Source organism: Microcoleus sp. PH2017_34_RAT_O_A, assembly GCF_020737885.1.
Classification (GTDB): Bacteria; Cyanobacteriota; Cyanobacteriia; order Cyanobacteriales; family Microcoleaceae; genus Microcoleus.
Window position 1 is genome coordinate 1 of sequence record NZ_JAEQDD010000187.1, and the last position, 3,439, is coordinate 3,439.

Below are 3,439 nucleotides of genomic sequence, written 5' to 3' on the forward strand. Positions count from 1 at the left end.
GAGCGCTGAAGCGCAACTACATACCTTAAGACCGCGTGGGCGCTCTTTTAATTAGATATGAAAGAGCGCTGAAGCGCAACTACATACCTTAAGACCGCGCGGGCGGTCTTTTCTTTTTATGCGTCTAAGATTTGGCGAATCCGGCGCTCTAAAAGTTCGAGATCGAGGCCGCCTTCATCGCGACTGATGCGGCGCACGGTGACGTTAACATTGTTCAAATCTGCCAGCAAATCTTGGAGGATTTCTTGTTGCTGGCGGGCTTGAGTTATTTCGCGCGGTTCCTGCACTAAATCGCGAACAATTGTATCTTCGGCGCGCGAAGCAACGATCGGGTCTGCTTCGCCGTCTACGTGCACGAAAGTGCGCCGGCCCGGGCCCCGTTCTTCTTCAATTGGGATTACTGCTGTTACTCGATCGGATCGCACATATTTGCCAAATCCTAGGTGGACTAAGACGGAAGATTGTATTTTCATAGATAGCAAGTTTTATTTGTAAGTTATCTATATTTTAACTTTTTCACTATGAAACGACAACTAATATCAAAGCTTTTTTTACTACAATATATGTCGGTTTTTTCTCTGTTTTGAAGTTGTCAAATCGAGAAAAAAATGCTAAGTTAATTAACTGGATATAACTTGCCAACGGTTGGTCAGAAACCGGGTTTTTCACGAAGAGACGCGTTGCAGCCCACAGATTCGGTAAAAACCCGGTTTCTTTTGTTGAAGCGCGTAAATCCTGTTAACATAAAAATAGAGCAATGTGCGATCGCCCGCAGCGCATTTCAGGGACACAGCCTACCGATTCTAGATTTGAGCGTTACTCCCACGGAAAAACAGGAAAGCCTAAATGATCCCAATTAGTCTCGACTTAGTTATCAGCCTCCTGACAGCCATTCCCTTCGGCACCATCAAAGACAAGTTTCAGCGCAACGAAACAGTCATCAAATTATTAAAAAGATTTAACCTCGACCCCGATGCACCGCCAGCCGATTTTAGCGGAGTTTACGTTTATACTTTAGTAGAATACGGCGCTGGCAAACCCAAGCAGATTTTAGAACTGTTTCGCCAAAAAGAGATTGAATCAGCATTTCGTAAAGCCTTCGAGTCCGACAGCCCAGCCATTTTAATTCAAGCAGGCGATGAGTTTCTCAACGAAAGTGCTTTGGGCCAAGAACTTCGAGATTTAGGGATTGACCCCAGACGGGAGTTTATGGCATTTGCGGCCGTGTTTATGGAAGTCGCAAAGCGGACGCGATCGATCGGCGATGTGATGGTGGGAAATGCGATCGCCTCTTTGCAAAAACGCCTATCTATGGTAATGGATCGCATCGAACGCCTTCCCACTCTCGAAGGAATTCGCACCGAGTTTGCGCGGTTGGAAGCCGAAGATTATCCCGCACTTCCCGCAGCCGCATCAACGAATATTCAAAAGTCTCAAGCTTTTATTTTATCACAACAAGTGCGCGGTTGGTTTGAAACCTTAAATTATCAATTTGAAACCTATCAAATCTCGGAAGATAACTATTTTGAATGGATTATCAATGTTCCGGTGAGACGCAAAAAGTACGATCGCATTTTAGTACGCGGTATCGCCGGAGAAGCCGGACTCAGGGACATCTTAGCCTTGCGCGAGTCGGTGGAAAAGCAGCGCACCGATGAAGGCTGGCTAGTCACCGCCCGCCGCATCAGTCGCGCCGCGCGGGATGAGGTAGAAAAAGATGAAAATCGCGATCTAGCTTGCTATACCTTCGATGAATTGCTGGATCAAGATGCCGATTTTACCGCTTATCTGGATTGGCTAGAAACTGAAATTACCAGCCGAGGAATTGATACGAAATATGTGCCGCTAGCTTGTACGAAAGAAGAAATTGACCCCGATACTCACCGCAAAATAGGAGTGAGTCATTATGGCGAACGAGATGGCTGGATTGAAGGTTATATTGATTTGTGGTTGGATGACCCAGTAAAAGAACATATTTCAGTTTTAGGAGAATTTGGGACGGGGAAAACTTGGTTTGCCATGCACTATGCTTGGATGGCGCTACAACGCTACCGAGATGCTCAAAAGCGCGGCTTAGAACGTCCGCGTTTGCCGTTAGTAATTCCCCTGAGAGATTATGCTAAAGCTGTTAGTGTGGAGTCGCTATTTTCTGAGTTTTTCTTTCGGAAACACGAGATACCTTTGGCGGGTTATTCGGCTTTTGAACAACTGAATCGGATGGGTAAGTTTCTGTTGATTTTCGATGGTTTTGATGAAATGGCCGCTAAGTGCGATCGGCAAGAAACCATCAACAACTTCTGGGAACTAGCAAAAGCCGTCGTTCCGGGTGCGAAAGTTATCCTGACTTGCCGCACCGAACACTTTCCTGAAGGCAAGGAAGGACGGGCATTGTTCAATGCAGAACTGCAAGCTTCAACAACCATTTTAACAGGCGAAACTCCCCAATTTGAAGTCTTAGAATTAGAGAAATTTAACGACGCGCAAATTCGGCAAGCGCTGTCAGTTCAAACAGAAGCAACTACTGTCGAAAAAGTGATGGGAAACCCGCATTTATTAGATTTAGCGCGCCGCCCGGTGATGACAGAGTTAATTTTGGAAGCATTGCCCGATATTGAAGCTGGAAAACCCGTCGATATGTCGCGGATATATCTGTATGCGGTGCGACGGAAGATAGAGAGAGATATCAAAGCTGAACGCACTTTTACTTCTTTAGCAGATAAGCTTTACTTTTTGTGCGAACTGTCTTGGGAAATGCTGTCTACCGACCAAATGAGTCTGAATTATCGCGGTTTTCCCGATCGCATCCGAGGCCTGTTTGGTTCCATCGTCCAAGAGGAAAAAGACTTAGACCACTGGCACTACGACATGATGGGTCAAACAATGCTGATCCGCAATGCCGACGGCGATTATACTCCGGCGCACCGTTCGCTGTTAGAGTTTTTTGTCGCTTATAAATTTGCGGCGGAATTGGGAGTTTTAGCGGCAGATTTTACCGAATTAGTTGCGCCGGAACAGTCTTGTTTAGATCCTGATGTTGAGGCTCAATTATACACTTGGTCTAATTATTGTCGGCTTCAGGCGCAGAAGAGAAATCAGAACGAATTGATCGCGCCTTTCAAGGGATTTGTTGCTGAAGATTTAGGGCAACTTCGTCAGAGTTTCGGACAAGCGCCACTGACGAAAGCAGTGATTGATTTGTTGTTACCTATGTTGGAGGTTATTTCCCCCCCCTTGTTAAGGGGGGCCGGGGGGGATCGTGACGATGCCAATCACGAGAGAACCCCCGAATTCCTATTAGAGAGAGAGGATAGTGACGATGTTAGCCAGAAGAGATCCCCCCAACCCCCCTTAAGAAGCAGGGTGGATTAATTGTCGAGAGGTTAAATCAAGGCGATGAACGCTATTGACCGACATTATACGAGGCATTTAACAGGTTTAT

2 protein-coding genes are annotated in these 3,439 nt (G+C 46.2%); one reads left to right on the forward strand and one right to left on the reverse strand.

Going from position 1 to position 3,439, the window contains the following annotated elements:
- Positions 1–116: 116 nt before the first annotated feature.
- Positions 117–473: a hypothetical protein gene (locus JGK11_RS32530; protein ID WP_293179548.1), complete on the reverse strand. Its 357-nt coding sequence runs from the start codon at positions 471–473 to the stop codon at positions 117–119.
- Positions 474–846: 373 nt separating this feature from the next.
- Here JGK11_RS32530 and JGK11_RS32535 point away from each other — a divergent pair, with 373 nt between their 5' ends.
- A complete protein-coding gene (locus tag JGK11_RS32535) occupies positions 847–3,369 on the forward strand; it encodes an NACHT domain-containing protein (RefSeq protein ID WP_293214480.1) in 2,523 nt (840 codons plus the stop codon).
- Positions 3,370–3,439: the final 70 nt, after the last annotated feature.

What these genes read in the sequence shown, in the direction of transcription:
- JGK11_RS32535 (WP_293214480.1), top strand. Translation starts at nt 847, where the DNA reads ATGATCCCAATTAGTCTCGACTTAGTTATCAGCCTCCTGACAGCCATT.
- JGK11_RS32530 (WP_293179548.1), bottom strand. Translation starts at nt 473, where the DNA reads ATGAAAATACAATCTTCCGTCTTAGTCCACCTAGGATTTGGCAAATAT.